Genomic DNA, 25,906 nt, shown 5'->3' with positions numbered 1-25,906 from the left:
GAACATGCCGGCAAACGACGCGAACTCCGAACTCCCGCTCGTCGTGGGGATCGACGAGTCGACGGGATCGCTCGACGCCGCACGGTGGGCCGCCGCCGAAGCGCATCGGCGGAACCTCCCGCTGCGGCTCGTCCACGCGTTCGCCTGGCCGCTCATGCACGTGCCCGCTGGCATGTGGCGCATGGGACCGGAGGGTGGACTGCGTGCGCACGCGGAACAACTGCTCGCCGACGCCGCCGAGGCCGCACAGGTCACCGCCCCGGGTGTGGAGATCACGACCGCGGTCCGTACCGACTTCGCCCTGCCGATGCTGGAGGACGAGAGCAGGAACGCGACCTGGGTCGTCGTCGGCACCAGAGAAGCCGGCGCCGTCGCCAGGGCGATCGTCGGCTCGACCACCATCCAGCTCGTCGGCCGGTCACACAGCCCGGTCGTGGTTGTCCGTGGCGATCTCTCCCCACGTGAGGAGGAGCTCGTCGTGGTGGGTGTCGACGGTTCCCAGCTAGGCGCTGCCGCGATCGGGCTCGGCGTCGAGGAGGCCGCCCGCAGAGGCGGTCGGCTGCTCGCCGTCCACGTTGTACGTCATGGTCTTTCGGCACGGTCCGGAGCGCCCGACACGTCCGCCGGACTCCGGCTGCTCAACGGCGTGCTCGCCGGATGGCGGGAGAAGCACCCGGACCTTCCCATCGAGGAGCGGGTTCTGTCCGGTCATGCCGCGGGGTCCCTCGTCGACCTGTCGCAGCGAGCCGTGCTCGTGGTCGTCGGCGCACGTGGGCGGGGAGGTTTCACCGGCATGCTGCTCGGCTCCGTCAGCCAGACGCTCCTGCAACACGCGCACAGCCCGGTCATGGTCGTGTCGGCGCGCTGTGAGGGCCTTCCGTCGACCGAGCCCTGACCGGGCTCGCCGTGCCGCAGATGACCACGCTGCCCGTGCTTGTGGCGTCCGGACAGGTGTCGGTACCTGTTCCGGCTACCACAAGGATGGGCAGCGTGGTCATTCATCTGCGTGGCAGAGCCGCAGGGCGGTGCGTCAGGCCTTCCGGGCCCGGGCGCGGAGCTTCTCCCGGTCGGTCTGCGCCAGCACCGACTTGCGCAGCCGGATCGCCGCTGGCGTGACCTCCACGCACTCGTCCTCGCGGCAGAACTCCAGCCCCTGTTCGAGGGCCATCTCCTTCGGCGGAACCAGCCGCTCGAGCTCCTCGGCGGTCGACGACCGGACGTTGGTGAGCTTCTTCTCCCTGCAGGCGTTGACGTCCATGTCCTCCGGCCGGGAGTTCTCGCCGACGATCATTCCTTCGTACACCTCGGTGCCGGGCTTCACGAACAGCGTCCCGCGCTCCTGCATGTTGAAGCAGGCGTACGCGGTGACGCTCCCGCGCCGGTCCGCGACGAGCGAACCGCGGGGCCGGGTCCTCAGGTCACCCGCCCACGGTTCGTACCCCTCGAACACGTGGTGGATGAGCCCGGTGCCGCGAGTCTCGGTGAGGAACTCGGTACGGAAGCCGATGAGCCCACGCGCCGGTACGAGGTAGTCCAGGCGTACCCATCCGGTCCCGTGGTTGACCATCTGTTCCAGCCGACCACGACGCAGGCCGAGCATCTGGGTGACGACGCCGACGTAGTCCTCGGGTACGTCGATGGTGACGCGTTCGACCGGCTCGTGGACCTTGCCGTCGACCACCTGGGTGACGACCTGGGGCTTGCCGACCGTGAGCTCGAAGCCTTCGCGACGCATCAGCTCGACGAGGACGGCCAGCTGCAGTTCGCCACGGCCCTGAACCTCCCAGGTATCGGGACGTTCGGTGTTCCGGACCCTGATCGACACGTTGCCGACGATCTCCGCGTCGAGGCGGTTCTTGACCAGTCGGGCAGTCAACTTGCCGCCGCTCTTGCCCGACAGCGGACTCGTGTTGATGCCGACCGTGACAGAGATCGACGGCTCGTCGACGCGGATCACCGGCAACGGACGCGGGTCGTGGAGATCGGCGAGTGTCTCACCGATGGTGATGTCAGGAATGCCGGCAATCGCAGCGATGTCACCTGGTCCGGCCTTGTCCGCGGGTACGCGGTCGAGGGCCTGCGTCATCAACAGATCGGTGATCTTGACCCGTTCGACGGTGCCGTTTGCCCGGCACCAGGCCACCGTGGCGCCCCGGGTGAGCTCGCCCTGGTGGACGCGGCAGAGCGCCAGCCTGCCGAGATATGGCGACGCGTCGAGGTTCGTGACGTGTGCCTGCAGTGGTGCGCCCTCGTCGTAGGAAGGAGCCGGCACTGTCGCGAGGATCGTCTCGAACAGGGGTCGCAGGTCGGGGCTCGCGGGAATCGTGCCGTCCTCGGGCTGCTCGAGCGTGGCCCGGCCAGCCCGCGCCGAGGCGTAGACGATCGGGAAGTCCAGCGCGGAGGTGTCGGTCGACGGGTCGTCGAGCAGGTCGAGGAACAGTTCGTAGGTCTGGTCGACGATCTCGGCGATCCGCGCGTCGGGGCGGTCGACCTTGTTGACGACGAGGACGACGGGGAGCTTCTTGCGGAGCGCCTTGCGAAGGACGAATCTCGTCTGGGGGAGTGGTCCTTCGGAGGCGTCGACGAGCAGGAGTACGCCGTCGACCATCTCAAGGGCCCGCTCGACCTCGCCGCCGAAGTCCGCGTGGCCGGGGGTGTCGACGATGTTGAGCGTCACCGGCCCGTCGTCGGGGGTCTCCCATCGGACCGCGGTGTTCTTGGCGAGAATCGTGATGCCTTTCTCGCGCTCGAGGTCCATCGAGTCCATGACCCGTTCGTTGACGTCCTGGTTCTCCCGGAAGACCCCGGACTGCCACAGCATCGCGTCGACCAGCGTGGTCTTGCCGTGGTCGACGTGAGCGATGATCGCGACATTGCGGAGATCGTTGCGGGTGGCCATGCCTGTCATCCTTCCCGACCCCTTGTGGCCACCGCCGAGCGGGGCGCTCTCTCTCCACCCCAGGTCGGGACGGCCATCGTCGGGGGACGGGGCCGGGGGCGCTGAAGGGGGCAGGGGGTTTGTCTCAGCGGAGCTGCCAGAGCACCGGGGTGGTGAGGACACCGATCCTCGGTACACCGAACGCGGCCGTCAAGAGATCGACCGCCCCACGCAGCGCGCCGGGACCAACCGACGTCGCCGCCGCCGCGGCCAGGTCCTCGCTCGACTCCGGGCTCCGCATGCGTTCGAGAATGCCGAGCCGGGGAGCGATGCGCACATCGGCCTCGTCCCGGCTGATGCCGACGTGTGCACAGGCGATCTCGAGCGCGCGCTCGAAACCGCCCAGCTCGTCGACGAGACCGCGGGCCTGCGCGTCGGCGCCGCTCCAGACCCGCCCGCGGGCGGCTCCCTCGACATGCTCGCGGGAGAGCCCGCGGTCGGAGGCGACCTTGGCGGTGAAGTCGTCGTAGACCTGGTCGAGCCAGCTCTCGAGGCGCTGCCACTCGTCGTCGGAGAACTGCCGGTACGCCGAGAACATCCAGGCGTTCCGCCCTTCCGCGACCCCGTCGCGGGCGATGCCGAGCCGGTCGAGCAGATCCCGGACGACGGCCTTGCCGCCGAGGACGCCGATGGAGCCGGTCAGGGTGCTGGGCTGGGCGACGATCGTGTCCGACGCCATCGCGATGAAGTAGCCGCCGGACGCGGCCGCGCTCCCCATCGACACGATCACCGGCTTGCCGGCGTCGCGGACCCTGCGTACCTCCCGCCGGATAGCGTCGGAGGCGACGTAGGAACCACCAGGGCTGTCCACGCGCAGCACCACGGCACGGACATCGGAGTCGCTCGCGGCGGCCCGAAGCGCGGCGCCCATCGTGTCCGAACCGATCGAGGTTCCGCCAAGGCCGCGCCGGGTCGACCGCCCGAGATGGATGTCGCCGGTGCCATGGACGACGGTGACGGCCGGACCCTTGGACAGTCGGCTCAGCGCGTGCCGGGGCTCCAGCTGACGGGCGCGGCGGTAGCGGTGGACGAACCTCAGGCGTACCCCACCCAACCGGCGGCGCAGCTGCGCGTACACCTCGTCCCGGTAGCCCAACTCGTCCACCAGTCCGGCGTCCTTGGCTTGCGATGCCGACAGTGGAGCGCGGTCGACGAGCCCGCGGACCTGGCCGCTCTCCAGTCCTCGCCCGTCGGCGATACCGGCGACGATCTGCTCCATGGCGGAGGCGGCCAACCGGCCGGCGGCCTCGCGGTGGGCGTCGGTCATCTCGCTGGCGAGGAAGGTGTCGGCGGCGTTCTTGTATTCGTAGCGCTGGGACATTTGTGGCAGGACGCCCAGTTTCGCCAAGGCGTCCTTGACGAAGACCGCTTCGGCGATCAACCCGGTGAGGCCGACATCGCCGGACGGCTGGACCCAGATGTCGTCGAAGGCCGTCGCGAGATAGTAGGGGACGGTTCCCGGCCCGAACTCGCCGAAGGACTCAGCCCATGCCACGGTGGGCTTGCCGGTCGCCGCGAACGCTCGGACCGCCGACCGCAGCTCCTGCACCTGCGCGAGCGACGCGGGGTGGCCGCCGACATGCGCGACGAGGCCGGCCACGTCAGGGTCCCGGGTGGCGAGGCGGAGACCGTCGACCAGATCCCGCAGCAACGGCCGGCGTCGGGCCAGCGCGGCGGAGATCGGATCCTGGGGCGGAGCCTCCAGGAGCGGCTGGGTGAGGTCGAGTTCGAGCAGCGTGGCCACCATGGGCCCACTTTACGGTGGGCCTGGACACCCGGTTGGGCCCGTGGGCCGGACGTAGGACAGAATGTCCGGGCAGCAGGAGGGGAGTATTCCTTCGCGGCGGCATCGTCATCACGGTTTCCCGGGCAGGTTGTCCGGCACCCGGTGCCGGCGGCCTCAGCGCCTCAGGCGGAAGAGACCTCCGAGGGAGCGACATTTTTCTTCTTCGGAGGTTGACGCGTGAGCATTCATCCCTGGGTCTGGATCGCCACAGTCGGTGTTCTCGGCTTGATCCTCGCCGTCGACGTGTTCGTGATCGGCCGGCGACCTCATGAGCCGTCGATGCGCGAGTGCACGATGTGGATCTCGATGTACGTGGCGCTCGCCATGCTCTTCGGCTTGGGCGTGTTCGTTGTTTCCGGCGGCCAGTATGCCGCCGAGTTCTTCGCCGGTTGGATCACCGAGTACAGCCTGTCGGTGGACAACCTCTTCGTCTTCCTGGTGATCCTGACGAGGTTCGGGGTCCCTCGCGCGTACCAACAGACGGCACTGCTGATCGGCATCATCCTGGCCCTCGTGATGCGAGGGTTTTTCATCGCCGTGGGTGCCGCGGCCATCAGTGCGTTCTCGTGGGTCTTCTACCTCTTCGGCGCGTTCCTGGTCTATACGGCGGTCCAGTTCGTACGCCAGGGCGAGCAGGACGAGTCGGACTACAAGGAGAACGTGGTCATCCGCTGGGCGAAGAGGAACCTCCCCATCACCGACCAGTACAACGGCGTCCGGCTCACCCTCATCGAAGGCGGCAAGCGCCTGGCGACACCGATGTTGATCGTGATGATCGCGTTGGGTACGACCGACCTGCTCTTCGCCCTCGACTCCATTCCCGCGATCTACGGCCTGACCAAAGAGCCCTATCTCGTCTTCACGGCCAATGTCTTCGCGCTGATGGGGTTGCGGCAGCTGTACTTTCTCCTGGGCGGGCTGATCAACCGGTTGGTCTACCTTTCCTACGGCCTCGCGGTCATCCTCGGCTTCATCGGCGTCAAGCTCATCCTGCATGCCGTGCACGACAACACCCTGCCGTTCATCAATGGCGGAAAGCCGCTCGAGGGCGTTCCCGACATCGGCATCGGATGGTCCCTGACCGTCATCATCGGCACGCTTGCGGTCACGACGGTGGCGAGCCTCGTCAGAAGCCGAAGTCTCAGCAAGAGCGACCAGCGCTAGATGAGCGGTGTTCCGCGGGGTGTCAGCCTGAGTCGCGCGCGGCCCTCAGCCGACGCAACGGAGGGGCCTTCTGAGGTGGCACCCGACGCGGAGGCATCTCCTCGAGCAGAGCTTCGGTGATCTTGGCGACCTCGGCGGCGGCCTTCTCGATCGGGCCCCGAGTGGCGTTGCTCAGACTCCCGACGCCTGTGACCTTGCGTACGTACTGCAGAGCCGCGGCGTGGATCTCTTCGTTGGTCGCGGGCGGCTCGAGTCCTCGCAGGACGGTGATGTTCCGGCACATGCCACGACCTTACGCGCGAGGTCAGACACCGGGGCGTCGAGCTGATCCCAAGAGCAAGCCCTAGATGACCCGGCCGGCATCGCCGACCAGCGTGCGGCGACGGTCTGCTGTGAGCGGCTCCTCGACCACCTGCTGGCCGGTGGCGGGCGCGTGCAGCATGACCCGGTCCTCACCGATGGCGAACCCGACATGGTGGACCGGCTTGTCAGGACGTACGAAGAAATAGAGATCGCCAGCGACCGCCCGCTCCGCCGGGACTCGCTTGGCGGCAGCGGCCTGGTCGTGGGCGTCCCTGGGAACGATCAACCCGAGGGCGCGGAACGTGAGGTGGACCAGCCCCGAACAATCCAGCCCGAATGCGGACATGCCACCCCAGAGGTAGTCGAGCCCGATGAATCGGCGCGCCGCGGTGAGGACGGCCTGTCCTGGCGCCGGCGCGCCCTGACCGGCGACCGATCGACCCGCACCGGACGGACGTACGACGCAGGCCGAGGTGTCCAGCCAGCCCTCTCGGTTCCCAGGGAGGCGGACCCGGACGCCGGCGCTGGCCTCTTCGGTCACCGCGAGGATGGTGGCGTACGAAGCCTCGGTGAGGGTGGCCGTGCCTTCGGGTGCGGCACGCACCGGCGTGGCCTCGACCGCCACGACGGCCTCGCGGTCCGACGGCGCTGCCGCGGCCGCGACGTGGGCGCGTGGAACCCAGCCGGGGTAACCCCGCGGGTCCAGGCCAGAGGGTTGCCAGAGCGCGACGACCTTCAGCCAGTCGCCTCGCTCCTCGATGACCTCGACCGGCTCGCCGAGCAGGAGTTGGGTGAGGACCCGGTCGTGCAGGTCTCGCCGGGCGGGCACGTCGAGGCTCTCGGCCCACCGTCGAGGGTCGGCAAGAGGGGCCACGATGTGCGCGTCGATCTCTCGCACCGCGCCCGGGTCGGTCCACAGGGTGGTGGCCGGAACGCAGATCGCTGTGCTTGTCGCGACGGAGAGGTCAGGCGCTGACATGGCGTCACGGTACCGGAGACACCACCGCTGGCGTGGTTCCCAGCCTCGGCTTCGCGATTCCGCACCGTCGCGACCAGGTGAGCGAGGCACCCGGCCGGTCAACGCAGCTGACGAGGGAGATCAGGTGGGATAGATGGTGGGCACGCCGCCGAGGTAGCCGGGCCATCCACAACGGTTGAGGTCGGGTGGGGGAGCGGTGTCCTCCGTCAGTAGCTCGTCAACGAGGAAGAGTCGCGATCCGCGGTGCCGGAGCCGCAGGAGGAACGCCAGCGTCCCTGCCAGACCGCCTCCGTAGCCGGCGGAGACGTCCTGGAGCGAGTCGTCCGGGAGCAGGACCCTTCCCTCGCGGCGGCAGTGTCGTACGGCGAGCAGCGGGACCATGTCCTCGGCCCAGACCCGGTAGGTGCCGTCGGCGAGGAAGTCCGCGGCATCGAGGAGGAACTCCCCGTCTCCGGCAAGGCCGTGGCAGGTCCCTGGCCGTGACGTCCAGCGGGCCCGGTGGACGGCGCCGGCGGCGGCTCTCGCGTACTCACCGAATCTCTGCTCGCCCGTCACCATGGCGAGCCTGAGCAGGAACGTCCCGATCCCCGCGGGACCGTCACACCGGTGTGGCCGATCCGACGTGGTGCCATCGAGGTCTCCGCACCACCATGCCGAACCGTCGTCGTCCATCCGCGCTGAGCGGCAGAGCGTGTAGCCGGCCTCACCGGCCAACGTGACGTAGCTGGAGTCGCCGAGCGCAGTACCGACGGCGAGCAGGGCATAGCCGATGCCCGCGATGCCGTGAGTGAGTCCGAGGCGTCCGCTGGAGATCTGCGAGGTCGGCGCGCCGTTGGCGTCGGGTGGGGTGCCTGACCCGACGGGCCAGGTCGGTCCACCAGGTCCCGGCACGGCGGTGTCGCGGAGGGCCGCTGCATAAGTGGCCGCGCGGTCGCAGAAGCGGCTGTCGCCGTCCTGACGCATTCGACCGGCTGGATGGGCGCCTGCCCGCCGCCAACGCCGCTGGCCGGTGAGACGGGCGAGGCGGAGCTGGAGCAACGCAGCGCCTGCCAGCCCGTCGGCAAGTCCCGGGTCGGGCCAACTCGTCGGCAGCGTGAGCGCGATGTGTTCGGCCTGCGCGTGCAGGTGAGGTTCGCCGAGGACCGCTGAAGCGTCCGTGAGGACCCATGCGACACCTGCGGGGCCGTGGAGGAGACCAGGAGGTTGGGTGTCGGCGGGTGTGCACCGGGCGGACAGCCAGGACGCGGCCTTGCGGGCAGCCGCCTCGACCGCGAGCGGAGCGATGTCGTCGGTCGCGTCCTGGCTGTGCGCACGCAGCAGGACCGCGAGGACGCCCGCCGCTCCGTGTTGGATGCTCGCCGAATCCGTGCGTGCGCCGTGCGGACCAGGCGGCCACAGTGTCTCTTCGTCGGGACACATCGCGGCGGTCAGGTGGTCGAGCCCATCGGCGAGCAGTTCCTCGGCGGGTGGCAGTGCCTGACCGCGAGGCAGGACCCGGTCTCCGGACCCGAGCTCGCCACCAGGCAACCTGCCGGCGAGAAGCCGGTCGAGCTGAGCCAGGTCACCGCGTTCGCTCGGCTGCGCGGACAGCAGGGTCATGATCGCCGGCCGCAGGACCCTGGCCGCGTCGTTGTAGCGCGAGACGAGAGCCAGCCAGGTGGCCACTCGTTCGCGGACCGGTCGCTGCGCCGGTGCGTCGGCCGCCAGCACCGGATCGTTTCCGGTTGCCAGGTAGAACAGCAGCCCGCCCAGACTGTAGAGATCCTCCGACGGTGCCGCGGGAAGGGGCAGATGGCGGGTACGCGACTCGGGTGCGGTGTAGCCCGGTGTTCCTCGGTGCAACAGCACCGATCCCCGGTCGGTTGCTCCGGCGAGGTCGCGGAGCATCGGCTCCCCGCCGGGGCTGACAAGGAGCCGGTCGGGATTGAGGTCACGCAGGACGAGTCCGGCGTCGTGCACCGAGGCGAGGAGGAGGCGGAGTCGGCGGGCCATGGTGAGGGCCAGCTCGGCCGGCAGGCCCGCGCCGGCACCTGTGTGCTGGCGTACCCACTGACGCAGGGGCACGCCGGCCATGCGCTCCTGGACACTCACCAGGTCGCCCGCCACCGCGAAGAGGTCGAGGGGGAGCGGCACCGGGCTGCTGCCGTGGACACGAGCGGCGAGCCGTACCTCATGGAGGAGTCGGGCGCGGGCGTCGCGCCCGTGGACGTCGACGTCGGCGTGGGCGCGGGCATGTGTGAGCACGACGGTGGACCTGCCGGCTGTCGGGCGTTCGTTGGTCGCGAGGTACGCACCACCCGTCGGATCGAACCGAAGGGTCCGGTGCACGACGTACCGAGCGCCGACGCGTTGCCCGATGCCGATGCCGCCGTCGATGGCGCCGTCGAGGCCGTGGTGGCGGGGATCGGTGAACTCGCCCGAACCACCGCAGGCGCCTGTGCCGTCGGCGGTGACCGCGACGGCCACCAGGCTGCGTGGCCGGACGGGCCGAGCCCCCGGAATCCGCGGTCCGGCGAGCCCGGCGGTCGTGAGGTGCAGGTCTTCTGCAAGGTCGGCGAACTCCGCGTCGTCGCGGGCGTGGACGGCAAGACATCGGCCGAAGTCGGCCTTGGGACAGTCGGGTTGTCCGAGCCAGCGCACCCGTTCGACCGTCGACGCGAACGAGAAGGGCACCCGCCGTCGGGCGAGGATGGTGATGGCCCGCGTGAAGACGGTCCGCACCGACTCAGGCGTCGCGGACACGTACAGCGTCCCACCCGCGGCCCCGCCCCCGTCCTGCGGACCGACCAGGTCGGACGTGTGGTCGGTTGTGCGGTCGACCAGGTGGTCGCTCGGCCGGTCGGCAGGCAGCGCGGAGTGCAACGGGTGACCGGCCCGGATCTGCCAGACGCGTCCTGAGACGCGAACGATCAGCTCCGAGACCAGGTTCGTCAGATTGTCTCCGCGGAGTCTGACCGGTGGCACGGACCCCACGCCCTCTCGATCTTGCACTTTAGGTGGTCATACGACTACCAAGAGTGCATGATCTCCGCAACCGAAACGGGACAGAATCCCGACTCGATTCGATCACGGACCGCCGGCCCTCCGGGCCACCTGGCTTCCAGGGTCAGAGGCTGAACCTGTCGGCCCAACTCGCGGCCGCCACGCGTGCGGCCAGCGCACAACCATCGTCGTGGGAGAGCGGCGCCGTCGTGCAGCTCACCAGGAGGTACGCCGGCGCGTCGGGAGGATGAACGAGGGCCACGCTGTGCCGGATCCCGTCGACCCAGCCGTTCTTGTGCGCGACCGGCGTGCCGGGAGGAAGACCGCGTACGACGTCTTCGGTGATCTCCTGGGCGAGCAGCACATCGAGCATCTCCCGGCACCCGGCGGGGGAGACGTGGCCCCACCGCGTCCGTGCCTCCGCGCCGAGGGCCAGCGCTCCCATCAGGCCGGCGAGGTCGCTGGCCGTGACGAGATTGGCGAGGCCGGCCTGCTGGGCCGGCTCGTCCTGGATGCCACGGGTGACCACTGCGTGCCGTGCACCTGCGGCGCGCCAGGCCGCCGCGACCGGCTCGAGGCCGACGCGTTCGAGGGCGAGGTTGGTGGCGAGGTTGCTCGACCTGACGATCATCCGGCGGACAAGCCAGCGCAGCGGTGCGGTCCCGCCGAGGAACCGCCACGGCTCAGGGTCGCTGTCGTAGTCGGCGGTCGACCGGTACGTCGCCCCGCCCCCGGCCGCAGAGACGAACTCGTCGTGAACGGCCACCTCTGCGTCGAGGTCGAGCTCACCTGTCTCCGCCAGCTGGTACGCCGCGATCATGACCGCGACCTTCATCGTGCTGGCGGCGTAGTGGGTGTGATCGGCGTTCAGGGAGTACGCCGGACCCGCGCCAGGGCGACCGCACCAGACCGAAACCGTGCCCGGCACCGCGGTGAGTTCGGCGCCGAGCGCGCAGAGATGAGGCACCCGCGAGGGACTCAAGCTCACCGAGCTGGCCGCTTGGGTGGAGTCCCGGCGGTGAGGTCGAACGCCCACTGCACGGTGGCGAGGGCGGTACGCACGTCGACGCCGAGTTCGCGGGCGGTTGCGGCGTAGGTCTCGGCGGCGGTACGGAGCGGATCGTCGCGGCCCGGTAGGGCCGCGGCGACGACCGTGCCGTGCCGGCGCGCGGTGTGCAGGACCCCTTCGGCCTCGAGCTCCTTGTACGCACGTGCGACCGTGCCAGGCGCCACTCCCAGGTCGGCGGCGAGCTGGCGGATCGGTGGGAGCCGGGTGCCTACTGCCAGGTGCCCCTCGTCGATCTGCGCGAGGATCTGGTCGCGTACCTGCCGCCAGGGCGGCGTTCGGCTTGCGCTGTCGACAGCGATCCTTGCCATGCAACCCCCATGAGATCGGATGCGGCGAAAGTTTCGGTTGGCGGAAATCGGCGTGCGGGTCACCGCGCAGGCGGCCGGCCGTCGGTCGTGGGAGAGGGTAGAGGAGCAAGCTGGCATTGCGACAGGAGGCGTACATGGGTGAGTGGCGGGATCTGCACCAGGACTGGGTGCTCAACGCGGTCGCTTCCGGCGGCACCGGGGGTGAACCGAAGATCCCGGCGGCGCTGGCGTCGGCGACGGTTCCCGCCAGCGTGCCCGGTTGTGTGCACACGGACCTGCTGGCGGCCGGCCTCATCCCTGATCCGTACCTCGACCGGAACGAGCACGAGTTGCGCTGGATCGGTCGGACCGACTGGCGCTATGCGACGACCTTCGACTGGCAGCCGGGCGGCACCGATCGGGTGGACCTGGTCTGCGACGGCCTCGACACGGTGGCCAGGATCGAGCTCAACGGGTCGCCGGTCGCCACGACGCAGAACATGCACCGGTCCTACCGGTTCGATGTCGGGCAGCACCTCCGCCCGGGCGCGAACGAGTTGGTGGTGACGTTCACCTCCGCCCAGGCGTACGCCGAGAACCTCAAGGACCAGCTCGGTGACCTGCCCGGACCCAACTCCGCCACCCCCGAGCCGTTCAACTTCATCCGCAAGATGGCCTGCAACTTCGGTTGGGACTGGGGACCGATCCTCGTCACCGCCGGAATCTGGAAGCCGATCCGGCTGCACTCCTGGCAGACGGCACGACTGGCCAAGGTACGCCCGCTGGTGACGGTCGAGGGCGGCGTGGGCAAGGTGCGGGCGGTCGTCGAGGTGGACCGGGCCGATGTCAATGCACCGTTGACGCTGACCGCTGAGGTGGCCGGGGTGCGGGGGCGGGTTGACGTCGCGCCCGGGGAGACGTCGGCAACAGTCGCGCTCGAAGTCCCCGATCCCCGGCTCTGGTGGCCGCACGGCCACGGCGACCAGCCGCTCTATGACCTCGATGTCGCCCTGGCCGCGGGCGACGGTACGGCGTTGGACAGCTGGTCGCACCGGATCGGCTTTCGTCACGTACGCCTTGACACCACGCCGGACGAGACCGGTTCGGCGTTCACCATCGTCGTGAACGGGGTGCCGATCTTCGCCCGCGGCGCCAACTGGATCCCCGACGACTGCTTCCCCAGCCGGATCGGTCCGGAGCGCTACCGCGCGCGGCTGCAGCAGGCGAAGGACGCCCACATCGACCTGCTGCGGGTCTGGGGCGGCGGGATCTACGAACAGGAGGCGTTCTACGACGCAGCTAACGAGCTCGGCATCCTTGTCTGGCAGGACTTCCTCTTCGCCTGCGCGGCGTACCCGGAGGAGTCGCCGATCGCGGAAGAGGTCGAGGCCGAAGCCCGCGAGAACGTCGCCCGGCTGATGCCGCACCCCAGTCTCGTCCTGTGGAACGGCAACAACGAGAACATCTGGGGTTACTTCGACTGGGGTTGGCAGGCGAGGCTCGACGGCCGGACCTGGGGCAAGGGTTACTACCTCGACGTGCTCGCCCGGGTGGTCGCCGAGACCGACCCGACCCGGCCGTACTGGCCCGGCAGCCCCTACTCCGGTTCGTTCGACATCCATCCGAACGCCGACGACCACGGCTGCACACACATCTGGGACGCCTGGAACCAGAAGGACTACGCGGTCTACCGCGATTACGTGCCGAGGTTCCTGGCGGAGTTCGGCTGGCAGGGCCCGCCGACCTGGGCGACGCTGACAAGGGCCGTGCACGACGAGCCGCTCGCGTCCGACTCGCCAGGGGTGTTGAGCCACCAGAAGGCGACCGACGGCAACGGCAAGCTCGCCCGCGGGCTGGCGCCGCACTTCGACGAGCCGACGACGGTGGCCGACTGGCACTGGGTCACGCAGCTCAACCAGGCGAGGGCGCTGACGTACGGCATCGAGCACTTCCGCTCGCATCGCGGTCGCTGCATGGGCACCGTCATCTGGCAGCTCAACGACTGTTGGCCGGTGACGTCGTGGGCCGCGGTCGACGGTGACGCCCGGCGCAAGCCGTTGTGGTACGCCTTGCGGAAGGTCTATGACCCTCGCCTGGTGACCGTCCAGCCCCGCGACGGCGGACTCGACATCATCGGGATCAACGACGGAGCGGAGGCGTGGAACGCCGAGGTCGTCGTCGAGCGTCGTGCGTTCGGTGGCGAGGTGTACGCGCAGTGGACGGCGAAGCTCGAGGTCGATCCACGAGACACGACAGCGGTCCGCATACCTGCCGACGTCGCGACACCGGTGGATGCGGCGAGTGAGGTGCTGGTCGTCACGGCCGGAGACCGGCGTACGACCTGGTACTTCGCAGAGGACAAGGACCTCGCCTACCCGCAGCCGGAGCTCGACGTTGAGGTGGTCCCGAACCCCAGCGGCACGCAGGTGCGGGTGGCAGCCCGGACCTTCGTCCGTGACCTGGCATTGTTTGCCGACCGGCTCGATCCAGCGGCGAGAGTGGATGACATGCTGGTCACGTTGCTGCCAGGGGAGACGCACACCTTCCTGATCGAAGGACTGACCCGCCAGGTGACTCGTGAGGAAGTCGCCGGTGCTCCCGTTCTCCGCAGCGCGGGCGACGGACAGGTTCCGGCCGCACAGGCACCCTGAATGCGTCGTACGTCCGGAAGATGCACTGAAAGGTTGTAATCCGACCGGCGGGGCACGTGGGTTCCGACAGTCTGCACCTGGTTTCCGATGAGGCCAGCCGCGCCGAGGTTAAAAGGGGTCGCGATCCCGTGTCCGATCAGCAGGAGAGCAACGCGGAGCCTGAGCCGGAACGGACTCACCAGCCCGAGGGTGACGGCCAACCACCGACAGTCACGAGCCCACCGCCCATTACCGACTGGGTCGTGTTCGGAATCTCCGCCGCGGTGTCGGTCGCCGTCGTCGCCTGGGGTGTGCGGGGCACCGGCTCACTCGCAAGAGCCGCGAACGCATCGCTGACCTGGCTCGTCGACAACCTCGCGTGGTTCTTCGTCGTGGCGGCGACGGGGTTCGTGGTCTTCTCCGTCTGGCTCGCAGTCAGCCGATACGGGCGGATTCCGCTCGGCCAGGACGGGGAGAAGCCGGAGTTTCGGACGATCTCCTGGGTCGCCATGATGTTCAGTGCGGGCATGGGCATCGGCCTGATGTTCTTCGGGGTCAGTGAGCCGCTGACCCACTTCGTCGAGACTCCACCAGATGCCCGTCCGGGCGCCGGGACCGCGATGGCGACCACGCTGTTCCACTGGACCCTGCACCCGTGGGCGATCTACGCCGTCGTCGGTCTCGCCCTGGCCTACGGCACGTTCCGGAAAGGGCGGCCGCAGCTCATCAGTGCGGCGTTCGCGCCGCTCTTGGGCGAGCGCCGCGCGACGGGGCCGGCGGGACGGGTGATCGACATCCTGGCGATCTTCGCGACGCTGTTCGGCTCGGCCGCCTCGCTCGGCCTCGGCGCTCTCCAGATCGGTGCCGGCCTGGTCGAGCTGGGCTGGCTGGGCACGGCGGGATCGCTCGTCCTCGGCTCTTTGATCGCGGTCCTGACGGTGGCCTTCGTGGCGTCGGCGGTCTCCGGGGTCGCCAAAGGAATCCAGTGGCTGTCCAACACCAACATGGTGCTGGCGATCCTGCTCGCCGTCTTCGTGTTCGTCGTCGGGCCGGTCGCCTTCGTCCTCAACCTGGTACCCGCCGCCGTCGGCGACTACTTCCGCGACTTCGCGGCGATGTCCGCCCGCACCCCGGCCGGTGGGGAGGACGTGACCCGATGGCTGACCACATGGACGATCTTCTATTGGGCGTGGTGGATCTCGTGGGCGCCCTTCGTCGGGACGTTCATCGCGCGGATCAGCCGCGGTCGGAGCATCCGCCAGTTCGTCCTCGGAGTGATCGCGGTCCCCAGTCTGGTGAGCGTGGCGTGGTTCGCGATCTTCGGCGGCGCGGCTATCGACGCCCAACGCGGCGGTCGCGACATTGCCGGTGTCGCGGACCCGGAGGGCCAGCTCTTCGCGCTGCTGGGGACGTTCCCGCTGGCCGGCGTGACGAGCACGTTGGTCGTGATCCTGGTGGCGATCTTCTTCGTCTCCGGGGCCGACGCCGCCTCCCTCGTCCTCGGCACGCTCTCCCAGCGCGGCACCCACCGGCCCCAGAGGTGGGCGGTGGTGTTCTGGGGTGTCCTGGTCGGCGCGGTCGCCTTCGTGATGTTGCTGTTGGGAGGCGAGAAGGCTCTCAGCGGGCTGGAGACACTGACGATCCTGGCGGGCGCACCGTTCGCCGTGATCATGGTCGGGTTGTGCGTCGCCCTCGCCCGTGACCTGCGCAACGACCCGATGATCGTGGCCGACAGGCGGTTCCGCCGGCGGCTCCGCCACCAGGTCGCGCGGGAGGCCGGAACCCGGCCGGCGGATGACGCCGACCACCGTCCAACCACCGAGGACGAGTAGCGCCCCGCGGGCCAGCGGCGGTCACGGCTCCACGGTGGGAACTACCTGGATCTTGCGGCCCACGCCGGCCTTGAACTGCTCCAGTGCGGTGGCGTAGTCGGCGAGGGGGAGACGGTCGCTGATCATGACGTCTGGCCGCAGCACACCGCTCGCGAACAGGTCGCCCGCACGTTCGAAGCTGTGCAGCACCGCCATCGACCCGGTGATCGTGATCTCCTGGTTGTAGATCTTGTACGGCTCGATCTCGACCCGTGCGTCGTAGGACGAGACGCCGAACTGCAGGAAGGTCCCGCCACGGTCGACCCGCGCCAACCCGTCCCTGATCGCGGCGGCCACACCGGTGCAGTCGATGACGACCTCCCAGCCGCGCGGATGGCTCGGAGCCAGCTCGTCGGCGCTTGTCGCGGTGGCGGTGCAGCCGAGCTCCCGCGCGGTTTCGAGGCGGGCCGGGTTGATGTCGACGACGCTGACGCTGCCGGCACCCGCACGCTTCGCCAGCTCCATCATCATCAGCCCCATCGTGCCGGCGCCGTAGATGAGGTAGTGGTCGGCGAGAACGCGGGGGAGTACGTCGAAACCGCGAACGGCACACGACAGCGGCTCGATGAGTGCGGCGTCCGCGGTCGCCACCCCCTCGGGGAGCTGGTAGCAGTTCTTCACCGGTGCGACGGCATAGTCCGCGGCGCCGCCCGCTGTCGTCACGCCGATCGCGGCCCAGTTCTCGCACAGGTTGCCTCGGGCGCGGCGGCAGTAGTGGCACTCGCCGCAGTGCAAGGACGGGTTGACAGCTACCTGGTCGCCCGTCGCGACCTCGGTGACGTCCTGCCCGACCGCGACGACCTCGCCGGCGAACTCGTGCCCCGGCACGACCGGCAGCGTGGGTGCGAACTCGCCGTCGAGGATGTGCAGGTCGGTTCCACAGATCCCGCAGCCGGCGACAGCGACGACGACGTCCCGCGGACCTGGCGACGGGTCGGGCACTGACTCGACGCTGACCTTGCCGGGTTCGCTGATGACGGCAGCCTTCACGCTGAACTCCCTTGCTGAGGTATCACTGCTGAGGATGAACCATGGGCTTGATGGTGGTCGGGTCGTTCGCGGTGACGGTGAGCGCGGCCTCGGTGTCGGCGAGCCCGAAGTGGTGCGTGGCCAGCCGGTCGAGGTCCACCTCGCCGGACGTCGCGAGGGCCAGCGCGGTCGGCCAGGTGTTGGCGTACCGGAAGGTGCCCGTGACCTCGATCTCGTACCCCTGGACGTGCGCCAGCGGGAGCGGGATCTCGTCGCCACCCATGCCGACCAGCACCACCCGTCCGGCGCGGCCCACCCGCCGGATCGCCTCGCCGATCGCCGGCGGGAAGCCCGAGCACTCGATCAGGACCTCGGCCTCCACACCCGCGTCGGCGAGCGAGGTCGTGCTCACGTCGATCGGCGTACCACCGAGGGCGCGGGCCATCTCCAGCCGTTGCGGGCGTACGTCGGAGATCACGACCTCGCTGGCACCGAACACCCGCGCGGCCTGCAACGCGACCAGCCCGATCGGTCCGGCGCCGGTGATCAGCACCCTTGTGCCAGGGGCGATCCGGGCCTTGCGGGCGCTCCAGACACCGACCGACAGGGGTTCGAGCAGGGCCGCGGCGTCGTCGGAGAGGGAGTCGGGAACGGCGTAGGCGAACTCCTCGTGCAGCACGACGTACTCGCAGAAGGCGCCGTCGATCGGCGGTGTCGCGAAGAACCGCATGTCCGGGCACAGGTTGTAGCGCCCGGCGCGGCACTGCGCGCAGGTGAAGCAGGGCACTCCCGGCTCCATCGACACCCGCTGCCCGATCTCGTGCCGCCGCGCCTCGGACCCGCGGGCGACCACCACGCCGCCCGCCTCGTGCCCGAGTACCAGGGGCGAACGGACGACGAAGTCCCCGATCCGGCCGTGCTCGTAGTAGTGGATGTCGGAGCCGCAGGTGCCGACGGAGGTGACCTGGATGAGCACCTCCCGCGGTCCCGGCTCCGGCACCGGCTGCTCCTCGAGCACGAGATCCTTCACGTCCCGCAGGACGGCAGCCCGCATCGTGTCCGGTTTACTCACCTGTCACTGCTCCGAGGGTCAGGCCGGTGACGAGCCACCGGCGTACGGCGAGCCCCGCGAGCATCATCGGGACCACCACGAACGTACCGATCGCGCACAACTGTCCCCAGTCGATGCCGGTCTGGGTCACCAGCTGGCTCGCGGCGATCGGCAGCGTCTGGGAGCTGGGCCCGGAGAAGACCAGCGCGAACGCGTAGTCGTTCCACGCGAAGACCAGGCACAGCACGAACGTCGTGACCAGACCCGCCTTGGTGAGCGGCAGCACGACCTGCCAGAACGCCTGCCAGCGCGAGCATCCCGCCACGAGTGCCGACTCCTCCAGCGACGGCGGGATGTCGGCGAAGAACGCACTCATCAACCAGATCGCGAACGGCAGGTCGAACGTGAGATACGCCAGCACCAGGCCCGGGATCGAGTCGATCAGCCCCAGTTGCCGGAAGATCAGGAACAGCGGCAGCACCACGGCGGCGATCGGGGCCATCCGGGTCGAGATGATCCAGAACGACATGTGCTTCTTGCCGCGCATCGCCGTCCGCGCGAGGCCGTAGCCGGCGAGCGCTCCCAGTGCGACGGCCAGCACCGCGGAGAGACCTGCCGCGAGGATGCTGTGCCAGAGATACGGCGTGAGGTCGTTCGCGCCGCTGAACAGGCCCCGATAGTTGTCGAGCGTCGGTACGAAGAACACCTGCGGTGTCGCGGCCGTGACATCGGCGTCGGACTTGAACGACGACGCCAGCATCCAGACCAGCGGCACGAGGGTCCAGACCAGGCCGACCCCGAGCAGTGCCCAGGCGAGGATGCGCGTCCGCCGGGTGCCGCGCTCCAGCGGACTCATCGACGCGTTGGCGGTGGGGGCGGGCGTAGGCGGGCGGAGCCCGCGGGGGGTTGGCGAGGGCACTGCGCTCATCGGGCGAGTCCCTTCTGGTCGAGGAGGCGGACGAAGACCCGGGCGATGAGGATCGAGACGACGAGCATCGCCAACCCGATCGAGGCGGCGTAGCCGAGGTCGAAGAACCGGAACGCGGTCTCATAGAGCCGCACCGGCACAGTCTTCGTAGCGTCGGCCGGGCCACCGTTCGTAGTCACCCAGATGATGTCGAAGTAGCGGATCGCGTCCATCGACCGGATCAGCAGTGCCACGAGGAGGATGCTCGAGATCGACGGCAGGACGATGTATCGCAGCTCCTTCCACCCGCCGGCACCGTCGATCGCGGCCGCCTCGCGCACGGCCAGCGGCACCGACGACAGGCCGGCGAGGGTGATGAGCGCGATGAGCGGCGTCCATTCCCAGACGTCCATGAGGACGACGGCGGTGAATGCCGAGAACGTGCTGCCGAGGATGTCGCCCTGGTAGCCGAGCTGGCGCAGGATCCATGCGTACAGACCGAACGTCGAGTCGGTGAGGAAGCGCCCGAGCAGCCCGACGATGACCGGCGCGACGAACATCGGCAGCAGGAGCAGGCTCAGCAGCAGGTTGCGCCCGCGGAACACCCGCCACAGGCACAGCGCGAGGACGACGCCGCCGACCATCTCCAGGCCGACGGTGAGGACGAAGAAGACGGCGGTACGGATCCAGGCCCAGGCCAGGTCGGCGTCGGTGAAGAAGCGCCCCCAGTTAGCGAAGCCCACCCAGTCCGCGGCGACACCGCCGAGCAGGCGTACGCGGGAGAAGCTCATCCAGACGATGGCGAGGAACGGGATGATCGAGAGGGCCGCCAGCATGACCACGCCGGGCACCATCATGCGACCCTCGAAGGCGAGCCTGCGTCGGGGAGCGGCCCGCCGCCGTGTCGGCGCCGGCTGCGATGTCTTGGCAACGGTCGCGTTCATCTATCCCACCCACCCTCGCGCGACGATCCGGTCGAACCGGCTGGCCGTCTCGCGCATCGCCTCGGCCGGCGTAGCGTCACCGACGAGCATGCGGGACAGCTGCGTGTAGATGGCCGTATCGCATTCGTTCCACATCGGGATCTTCGGGCGCAGGCCGATGTTGGCAGGTCTCCATGCCTGCTGGACGGCACCCGCGGTCAGCATGTTGGGCATGGCCGACGGCCGGCGTTCGGCTCGCACCACGTCCGGCAGCTCATAGACCGACGTGCGGGTCGGCGTGCCGCCGCCCGCCTTGCTCTTCAGGTTCGCGAGCTGGCTGTCCGGTGCGGTGGACCAGAGCAGGAACAGCCAGGCGGCCTTGCGTTCGTTGGGCAGGGTGTTGGCGCTGATGCCGATCCCCGTGCCGCCGTAGTGGTTGGCAGAGCGTGCCGGGCCCTTCGGCAGACGTGCATAGCCAACCTTGCCGGGAAGGGCCTGCTCGTTACTCGCCGCGAACTCGTGCCAGTTGGGGCACATCGCGATCCGTCCGGCCCTGAACGCCGCACCCACACCGTCCCAGTCCCACGTGCGGGACGCCGGGTCGGCGACCGCGAGCAGGTCCGCGTAGAACTCCGCGGCCGCGACCGCCTCCTCGCTGCCGAGCCGGCACGGTCCGGGATCGACCCGGCCGAGCCGCCCCACCGCGTCGCCGTCGTCGAAGTAGTCACCGCCGTACGCCCACAACACGTTGGAGAAGTCGCACATCAACGAGTCGTGCTGCTTCGCCTGGTGCCCGGTGCCGAAGAGCACCTCGTCGGCGTTGTCGTTGAACCACCGGGCGGTCGCGGCGTACTGCGCCCAGGTGCTGTCGTTGCTCGGCGTGGGGTCGAAGCCGAGGTCGTCGGCCATGCGTTCGCCGTACTTGTCGAACAGGTCGGCGCGGTACTGCCAGATCATCGTGGGGCAGTCGTAGGGGAGCGCGAACACCTTGTCCTGGTCGACGAATCGCCCCGCGGCGTCGAGCTGGGTCGGGATGAAGTCGCGGAAGCCGCCCTCCTGCCGGGGCAGGGACGGATCGTCGGCGAGCTCGCGCAGGTCGACGAGCCCCTTCGAATACGGTGCGAGCACCTGGTAGGGGTCGGCGTAGACGATCTGGTACTGCGCCTGGCCGGACGCGAGGTCGAGGGCGACCTTCTGCACCAGCGCGCTGAGCTCGAGGGTGACGATGTTGACCCGGATGCCGGTGAGCTCGGTGAACGGCGCGAGGTCCGCGGCGATCGCGGCGGTCGGTGCGGTGTTCTCGGAGATGAAGTTGAGCGTGGTGCCGGCAAACTGCCGCCACGGGTCGTCGGTCGTACGCCTGGTCACGTCGCGCCGGCTGCCGCAGCCACCGAGCAGCAGCGCCGCGCCCGCGCCGACAGAGCCGGCAAGCACGCTGCGGCGGGTCAGCGGGCGCATGGCGGTCTGGTTCGAGGGAGTCACGGTCGAGTGAGTCATGGGGGAGGCACCCTCCGTGTGGGAGATTTCCAGCCTGGACCCGCACTCAAACCGAAGTCAAGAGATTCGGGCAGATTCGGGTGGGAACAGACATTGGACTGACGTGAGGTTCCGCTTGCGTCCGCGTGCACTTCGCTGTCATGCTCAACGCACACACCACGACCGGGCAGAGCCACAGACGAACGGGCACAACCTCATGTACGCCGAAGAGCGGCAGCTCGAGATCCTGTCCCGCGCACGCGCGGTCGGCCGGGTCGACGTGGCCGGGCTCGCCGGCGCGCTGGACGTGACTCAGGAGACCGTCCGGCGAGACCTCAGCGTGCTCGTGCGTCGCGGCCTGCTGAAGCGGGTGCACGGCGGTGCGATCCCGGTCGAACGCCTGGACTACGAACCCAAGCTCGCCACCCGCCGGGAGCAGTACGCCGAGGAGAAGCTGCGCATCGCCCGGGCCGCGCTGGAGGAACTGCCCGAGGAAGGTGCGGTGCTCTTCGACAGCGGCTCGACGCCCGAAGCACTCGCGCGGCTGATCCCACGTGACCGCGAACTCACCGTCGTCACCAACTCCCTCCCCATCGCGACCCTCCTCGCCGACCGGTCCCACCTCGCCGTCTGGTGCCTCGGCGGCCTCGTTCGCGGACGTACGCACAGCGCCGTCGACGACTGGGCCCGCCGGCAACTCGCCGAGATCTCCGTCGAGGTGGCGTTCCTCGGCACCAACGGGCTCAGCGTGGCCCGCGGGCTCACGACTCCGTTGCCCACCGAGGCGGCCGTCAAGTCGGCGATGGTGCAGGCCGGCAAGCGCCGGATCCTGCTGGCCGATCACTCGAAGGTGGCGCGGGACAGCTTCTGCAAGTTCGCCGGCGTGGAGGACCTCGACGTCATCGTGACCGGCACCGAGGTCGACGACGACGCCGCGGCCGAGTTGGAGTCGTGTGGCCCGAAGGTGGTCCGGGCGTGATCATCACGGTCACACCCAACCCCGCGATCGACCGCACCCTCGAGGTCTCGGCACTCAGGCTGGGCGAGGTCAACCGGTCCGCGAGCCGGCAGGTGGAGCCGAGCGGGAAGGGTGTCAACGTCACCAGGGCCCTCCTGCGTAACGGGATCCGGTCGACGGCCGTACTTCCCCTCGGCGGTCCGGAGGGTAGCCAGCTCGCCGGCCTGCTCGACGACGAGGACGTGCCATACGTCGCCCTGCCGATCACCGGCTCGGTGCGAGTCAACATCTCGGTTCGTAGTCCCGGCGGAATCGTCACGAAGATCAACGAACCCGGTCCCACACTGACGTGGGCCGACGCCGAGACACTTGCCGACGGCGTTTTGGGAGTGGTCGGACGCGGCGACTGGGTGGTCGGGTCCGGAGCGCTGCCTGGTGGCGTGGCGGCCGATTTCTACGCCGAGCTCGTCACCAGAGCCCGGCAGGCAGGCGCCAGGTTCGCGCTCGACTCCAGCGGCGAGGCGCTACGTCGAGGTCTCGAGGCCTGGCCCGACCTGGTGAAGCCCAACCGCGACGAACTCGCCGAACTTGTCGGTACGCCGTTGCGGACGCTCGGCGAGGTGATCGCGGCGGCGGAGACGGTACGGAAACGGGCCGGGGGAGTCGTGCTGGTGAGCCTGGGCACCGATGGTGGCGTCCTGGTCGACGGTGACGGGCCAGTCCTGCATGCCGAACTGCCGGTGGGGACCGTCCGAAGCTCGGTGGGTGCGGGTGACAACTTCCTGGCTGGGTACCTCAGTGCCGCGGCGCAAGCCCGAGTTGACAGGAGGGACAGGGCTGGCAGAGCGGGTGCACTTCGCGAGGCAGTGGCGTGGGGTTCGGTCGCCGTCCGGTCCGAAGGCAGCCTCGGGCGGCGGGTGGGTGACGCCGACCGGAGGAGCGTACGCATGCACACCGCCCCCGATCCTGACCGGAGGCTGTCGTGACCGGACGAAGTGAAGTCATGAACAGGTACAGCACCCCGGTCATGGGACCGACGAAGGAGGTCTCATGACCACGCGGGTCCTGGTGGTCGGTGACCACTTCATCCCGGCCGAGCGCTACGTCGATGCCCTGAGCGACGTCGGCATCGACTCCGCGGGCATTCGTACCGTCGACTGGGCCGGCAGCAAGGCCGACCAGCACACCGCGCAGCAGCAGATGGAACACAAGGGACCGGACGCGGTTCCGGCGCCGGCGGAGGTGCGTGATGCCGTGGGCGACGCACAGGTGCTCGCCCTGCACTTCGCACCCGTTCCGGCGTCGGTGCTGGACGCCGGCCAGAACCTGCGAGCTGTCGTCGTCGCCCGCACAGGGCTGGAGAACATCGACATCGAAGCGGCGACGGCTCGGGGAATCGCGGTCGTTCCCGTCCATGGCCGCAACGCCTCCGCCGTCGCCGAACTCGCGATCGGCCTGATGCTGAGCGAAGCACGTGACATCGCCCGTGCTGACGCGTCGGTGAAATCCGGGGGCTGGCGCAAGGACTTCGGTGGTCCCGGCCGCGAGCTCGGTGGCAGCACCGTCGGAATGGTGGGCTTCGGCCACGTCGGGCGCGAGCTCGCCCGGAAGCTTCGTGGCTTCGACGTACGACTGCTGGTCCACGACCCGTTCGTCGACGCCGGCGTCCTCCGCGCCCATGACGCTAGGCAAGCCGGCCTTGACACGGTGTTCCGCGAGTCCGACTTCGTCCACGTCCTGGCCCGGCTCACCTCGCAGACCGAGCGGTTCATCACCGCCGAGCACTTCGCGTCGATGAAGCCCACGGCCTACTTCGTCAACACCTCGCGCAGCCGGCTCGTCGACTACGCCGCTCTTCTCCTTGCCTGCAAGGAGAATCGGATCGCCGGCGCGGCCTTGGACGTCTTCGATACCGAACCGCTGCCGGCCGACAGCCTGTGGCGTCGCCTCGACAACGTGACGATCACCACGCACTTCGGCGGCGACACGACCACCACGATCACCCGGTCCGCCCACCTCGTGGCGGAAGCGGTCGCCGAGCTGGACCGCACCGGGCGGATCACCACGGCGGTGAACGCCGCCGCGCTCGGGTGGAGGGTGTGAGCGGTGACTGATTCCGCCCGACCGGACGAGACCCTCCTGCTCGGCGTCGACGCCGGCCAGACCGTCACCAAGGCGTGCGTCTTCGATCGCGAGGGTCAGGAGCGGGGTTCGGGCAGCGCCCGCGTCGAGGTCGCCAGTCCACACCCGCACTGGGTCGAACGCGACATGGACGAGGTCTGGCAGGCGACCGCCGCGGCGATCCGCGCCGCCCTCGACGACGCACGCACACCGGGTGACCGCATTGCAGCGGTCGGCATCGTCGGCCACAACGACGGTCTCTACCTCGTCGACGATGCCGGCCACCCCGTGCGTGCCGCGGTCACCGCGATGGACACCCGTGCGCACGACGTGCTCGACACATGGCGTACGACGCCCATGTGGGCACGGGTCCTCGACGTGACCGGCCAGGTGCCGTTCGCAGGTTCTCCCTCGACCCTGTTGGCCTGGTTCGCACGGCACGCCCCGGAGATCCTCGACCGCACCCGGTGGGTGCTGTTCTGCAAGGACTGGTTGCGGTTCCGGCTCACCAGCGCGATCGCGACCGACCCGAGTGAGGCCAGCGCGGCCTTCACCTCCGTGCGGACGCAGGACTACGCCGACGAGGCACTCAACCTCTACGGCCTGACGATGGTGGCGGGCAAGCTGCCGCCGCTTCGTCCGAGCCAGGCGATCGCCGGGGAGGTCAGCGCCGACGCAGCGACAGCGACCGGCCTGGCCGCCGGCACGCCGGTCGTCACCGGTGCCCATGACGTCGACGGCAGTGCGGTCGGCACGGGCGCGGTCCGGCCGGGCATGCTCAGCCTGGCCGCCGGCACGTTCAGCATCAACCAGGTCGTAAGTGCCGACGTCGCCCTCGACGAACGCTGGCAGGCGCGCAGCTTCGTCCAACCTGGGCGCTGGCTCAACATGTCGACGTCGGCGTCGTCGGCGACGAACCTCGACTGGTGGCGAGCAAGTTTCGGACTGCCTGCGGACGAGTCGGCGTACTCCCTGCTCGAGCGCGAGGCCGCGGGGGCGCTCGATGGTCCGAGCACGCTGCTGTACCACCCGTTCCTGTACGGCTCTCCGTACGGCGAGACGGCGAGCGCCGGGCTGCTCGGTCTGCGGGGGTGGCATCGCCGAGCCGACGTCGTACGCGCAGTGCTGGAAGGAGTCGTGCTCGGGCATCGGGTGCATGTCGACGCCCTGCGCGAGGGGTTCGCCCTGTCCGGACCGGTTCGGCTCACCGGTGGCGCAGCCCGCAGTGGCGTCTGGTCGCAGATGTTCGCCGATGCCCTCGACGTCGAGATCGAGGTGCCCGACTGCGCCGAGACCGGTGCCCTCGGTGCCGCCCTTCTTGCCGGTCTCGGCATCGGTGTGTATTCCGACCTGGACGAGGCGGCGAACACCGGCAGAATTGCACGCCGCTTTCACCCGGTCGCAGCGCGTACGGCGGTGTTGAATGACGCGTACGGTCGCTTTGTCGCAGCCGCATCAAGCCTCGGCGAGATCTGGCGCGGGCTCGGCTGAC

Annotated in this window: 20 protein-coding genes; 8 read left to right on the top strand and 12 right to left on the bottom strand. The window is 69.4% G+C overall.

Annotated elements, in window-relative coordinates; all coding sequences use genetic code 11:
* The first annotated feature begins 4 nt into the window (after nt 1–4).
* Nucleotides 5–895: a universal stress protein gene (locus tag ABNF93_RS15040; RefSeq protein WP_349328642.1), complete on the top strand. Its 891-nt coding sequence runs from the start codon at nt 5–7 to the stop codon at nt 893–895.
* A 135-nt stretch (nt 896–1,030) separates the two neighbouring features.
* Here ABNF93_RS15040 and typA read toward each other — a convergent pair whose 3' ends face one another.
* Both typA and sppA read right to left on the bottom strand, forming a co-directional pair.
* Nucleotides 1,031–2,899: a translational GTPase TypA gene (typA, locus tag ABNF93_RS15035; RefSeq protein WP_349328641.1), complete on the bottom strand. Its 1,869-nt coding sequence runs from the start codon at nt 2,897–2,899 to the stop codon at nt 1,031–1,033.
* Between the two features lie 124 nt (nt 2,900–3,023).
* Nucleotides 3,024–4,685 carry a signal peptide peptidase SppA gene (gene sppA / locus ABNF93_RS15030; protein ID WP_349328640.1) on the bottom strand — a complete coding sequence of 554 codons (1,662 nt, stop codon included), beginning with the start codon at nt 4,683–4,685 and terminating at the stop codon, nt 3,024–3,026.
* A 216-nt stretch (nt 4,686–4,901) separates the two neighbouring features.
* Between sppA and ABNF93_RS15025 the strand changes: the two genes are divergently transcribed.
* Entirely contained in the window at nt 4,902–5,888 is a 987-nt protein-coding gene (locus ABNF93_RS15025) for a TerC family protein (protein ID WP_349328639.1), read from the top strand.
* 22 nt (nt 5,889–5,910) lie between these two features.
* Here ABNF93_RS15025 and ABNF93_RS15020 read toward each other — a convergent pair whose 3' ends face one another.
* The 5 genes from ABNF93_RS15020 to ABNF93_RS15000 all read right to left on the bottom strand — a co-directional run bounded on the left by ABNF93_RS15020 (nt 5,911) and on the right by ABNF93_RS15000 (nt 11,529).
* Complete coding sequence (locus ABNF93_RS15020) at nt 5,911–6,171, bottom strand: DUF2277 domain-containing protein (RefSeq protein ID WP_349328638.1); 261 nt, start codon at nt 6,169–6,171, stop codon at nt 5,911–5,913.
* A 60-nt stretch (nt 6,172–6,231) separates the two neighbouring features.
* Entirely contained in the window at nt 6,232–7,170 is a 939-nt protein-coding gene (locus tag ABNF93_RS15015) for a C40 family peptidase (protein WP_349328637.1), read from the bottom strand.
* A 120-nt stretch (nt 7,171–7,290) separates the two neighbouring features.
* Nucleotides 7,291–10,134, bottom strand: coding sequence for a protein kinase/lanthionine synthetase C family protein (locus tag ABNF93_RS15010; RefSeq protein ID WP_349328636.1), 2,844 nt, complete (start codon nt 10,132–10,134; stop codon nt 7,291–7,293).
* Between the two features lie 142 nt (nt 10,135–10,276).
* The gene (locus tag ABNF93_RS15005; RefSeq protein ID WP_349328635.1) at nt 10,277–11,119 is read right to left on the bottom strand and encodes a serine hydrolase; all 843 of its coding nucleotides are present in this window, start codon (nt 11,117–11,119) and stop codon (nt 10,277–10,279) included.
* Between the two features lie 17 nt (nt 11,120–11,136).
* On the bottom strand, nt 11,137–11,529 hold the full coding sequence (locus tag ABNF93_RS15000; RefSeq protein ID WP_349328634.1) for a GntR family transcriptional regulator: 393 nt from the start codon (nt 11,527–11,529) through the stop codon (nt 11,137–11,139).
* Between the two features lie 134 nt (nt 11,530–11,663).
* Between ABNF93_RS15000 and ABNF93_RS14995 the strand changes: the two genes are divergently transcribed.
* Together ABNF93_RS14995 and ABNF93_RS14990 are read left to right on the top strand one after the other, a co-directional pair.
* Complete coding sequence (locus ABNF93_RS14995) at nt 11,664–14,159, top strand: glycoside hydrolase family 2 protein (protein ID WP_349328633.1); 2,496 nt, start codon at nt 11,664–11,666, stop codon at nt 14,157–14,159.
* Nucleotides 14,160–14,287: 128 nt separating this feature from the next.
* Nucleotides 14,288–15,970 carry a BCCT family transporter gene (locus ABNF93_RS14990; protein ID WP_349328632.1) on the top strand — a complete coding sequence of 561 codons (1,683 nt, stop codon included), beginning with the start codon at nt 14,288–14,290 and terminating at the stop codon, nt 15,968–15,970.
* A 21-nt stretch (nt 15,971–15,991) separates the two neighbouring features.
* Here the strand turns inward: ABNF93_RS14990 and ABNF93_RS14985 are convergent, their stop codons facing one another.
* From ABNF93_RS14985 to ABNF93_RS14965, 5 genes are read right to left on the bottom strand one after another with little or no spacing between them, the layout of a single operon-like run.
* Complete coding sequence (locus ABNF93_RS14985; protein ID WP_349328631.1) at nt 15,992–16,999, bottom strand: zinc-dependent alcohol dehydrogenase family protein; 1,008 nt, start codon at nt 16,997–16,999, stop codon at nt 15,992–15,994.
* Between the two features lie 22 nt (nt 17,000–17,021).
* Nucleotides 17,022–18,050 carry an NAD(P)-dependent alcohol dehydrogenase gene (locus ABNF93_RS14980; RefSeq protein ID WP_349328630.1) on the bottom strand — a complete coding sequence of 343 codons (1,029 nt, stop codon included), beginning with the start codon at nt 18,048–18,050 and terminating at the stop codon, nt 17,022–17,024.
* Complete coding sequence (locus ABNF93_RS14975) at nt 18,043–18,957, bottom strand: carbohydrate ABC transporter permease (RefSeq protein WP_349328629.1); 915 nt, start codon at nt 18,955–18,957, stop codon at nt 18,043–18,045. Before ABNF93_RS14975 ends, ABNF93_RS14980 begins: the two co-directional genes overlap by 8 nt.
* On the bottom strand, nt 18,954–19,880 hold the full coding sequence (locus ABNF93_RS14970; RefSeq protein WP_349328628.1) for a carbohydrate ABC transporter permease: 927 nt from the start codon (nt 19,878–19,880) through the stop codon (nt 18,954–18,956). The genes ABNF93_RS14975 and ABNF93_RS14970 overlap by 4 nt, the downstream gene beginning before the upstream one ends.
* Entirely contained in the window at nt 19,881–21,356 is a 1,476-nt protein-coding gene (locus tag ABNF93_RS14965) for an ABC transporter substrate-binding protein (RefSeq protein WP_349328627.1), read from the bottom strand.
* 196 nt (nt 21,357–21,552) lie between these two features.
* Between ABNF93_RS14965 and ABNF93_RS14960 the strand changes: the two genes are divergently transcribed.
* From ABNF93_RS14960 to ABNF93_RS14945, 4 genes are all read left to right on the top strand, one after another.
* Nucleotides 21,553–22,314 carry a DeoR/GlpR family DNA-binding transcription regulator gene (locus tag ABNF93_RS14960; protein ID WP_349328626.1) on the top strand — a complete coding sequence of 254 codons (762 nt, stop codon included), beginning with the start codon at nt 21,553–21,555 and terminating at the stop codon, nt 22,312–22,314.
* Nucleotides 22,311–23,279 (top strand): 1-phosphofructokinase family hexose kinase, encoded by a 969-nt coding sequence (locus ABNF93_RS14955; RefSeq protein ID WP_349328624.1) that lies wholly within the window; start codon nt 22,311–22,313, stop codon nt 23,277–23,279. Before ABNF93_RS14960 ends, ABNF93_RS14955 begins: the two co-directional genes overlap by 4 nt.
* Nucleotides 23,280–23,343: 64 nt before the next feature.
* On the top strand, nt 23,344–24,396 hold the full coding sequence (locus ABNF93_RS14950; RefSeq protein ID WP_349328623.1) for a 2-hydroxyacid dehydrogenase: 1,053 nt from the start codon (nt 23,344–23,346) through the stop codon (nt 24,394–24,396).
* Nucleotides 24,397–24,399: 3 nt separating this feature from the next.
* Nucleotides 24,400–25,905 carry an FGGY-family carbohydrate kinase gene (locus tag ABNF93_RS14945; RefSeq protein WP_349328622.1) on the top strand — a complete coding sequence of 502 codons (1,506 nt, stop codon included), beginning with the start codon at nt 24,400–24,402 and terminating at the stop codon, nt 25,903–25,905.
* The last annotated feature ends 1 nt before the right edge of the window (nt 25,906 follow it).

It is taken from the genome of Actinopolymorpha sp. B9G3 (genome assembly GCF_040120725.1).
Lineage (GTDB): Bacteria > Actinomycetota > Actinomycetes > Propionibacteriales > Actinopolymorphaceae > Thermasporomyces.
Note: the sequence above shows the minus strand (reverse complement) of the source record. Positions and strands in the feature narration are given on the sequence as shown.

Coding starts and splice junctions, on each gene's coding strand:
- typA (WP_349328641.1), bottom strand. CDS start 2,899: ATGGCCACCCGCAACGATCTCCGCAATGTCGCGATCATCGCTCACGTC.
- ABNF93_RS15015 (WP_349328637.1), bottom strand. CDS start 7,170: ATGTCAGCGCCTGACCTCTCCGTCGCGACAAGCACAGCGATCTGCGTT.
- ABNF93_RS14960 (WP_349328626.1), top strand. CDS start 21,553: ATGTACGCCGAAGAGCGGCAGCTCGAGATCCTGTCCCGCGCACGCGCG.
- ABNF93_RS14950 (WP_349328623.1), top strand. CDS start 23,344: ATGACCACGCGGGTCCTGGTGGTCGGTGACCACTTCATCCCGGCCGAG.
- ABNF93_RS15020 (WP_349328638.1), bottom strand. CDS start 6,171: ATGTGCCGGAACATCACCGTCCTGCGAGGACTCGAGCCGCCCGCGACC.
- ABNF93_RS15040 (WP_349328642.1), top strand. CDS start 5: ATGCCGGCAAACGACGCGAACTCCGAACTCCCGCTCGTCGTGGGGATC.
- ABNF93_RS15000 (WP_349328634.1), bottom strand. CDS start 11,529: ATGGCAAGGATCGCTGTCGACAGCGCAAGCCGAACGCCGCCCTGGCGG.
- sppA (WP_349328640.1), bottom strand. CDS start 4,685: ATGGTGGCCACGCTGCTCGAACTCGACCTCACCCAGCCGCTCCTGGAG.
- ABNF93_RS14995 (WP_349328633.1), top strand. CDS start 11,664: ATGGGTGAGTGGCGGGATCTGCACCAGGACTGGGTGCTCAACGCGGTC.
- ABNF93_RS14970 (WP_349328628.1), bottom strand. CDS start 19,880: ATGAACGCGACCGTTGCCAAGACATCGCAGCCGGCGCCGACACGGCGG.
- ABNF93_RS14975 (WP_349328629.1), bottom strand. CDS start 18,957: ATGAGCGCAGTGCCCTCGCCAACCCCCCGCGGGCTCCGCCCGCCTACG.
- ABNF93_RS14965 (WP_349328627.1), bottom strand. CDS start 21,356: ATGACTCACTCGACCGTGACTCCCTCGAACCAGACCGCCATGCGCCCG.